This window comes from Sulfitobacter sp. 15WGC, assembly GCF_005068605.1.
Taxonomy (GTDB): domain Bacteria; phylum Pseudomonadota; class Alphaproteobacteria; order Rhodobacterales; family Rhodobacteraceae; genus Sulfitobacter; species Sulfitobacter faviae.
Genome location: NZ_SZNL01000226.1, coordinates 1 through 249, shown reverse-complemented (window position 1 = coordinate 249; position 249 = coordinate 1). Strand labels below are relative to the sequence as shown.

General features: G+C 57.4%; 1 pseudogene. It reads left to right on the top strand.

The annotated features are described in order from the left end of the window. Positions 1-249: pseudogene (locus FCK22_RS18650) on the top strand (Ku protein); the annotation flags it as partial.

Genomic DNA, 249 nt, shown 5'->3' with positions numbered 1-249 from the left:
AGGAATTGCTCGATGTCGCGACTTCGCTCATCGACAAGAAAACCGCGCCCTTCGACGCCTCCGCCTATACCGACAAATATGCCGAGGCGATGCAAAAGCTGTTGGATGCGAAGGTGAAGAACAAAAAGACCCCGCGCGTGCAGACCGGGGATGACAGCGCCGCCGAGGGCGAGAATGTGATCGACCTTATGGGCGCGCTGAAAGAGAGCCTGAAAGAAGCGGGCGGCGGAAAATCCAGCGCCAAGAAAA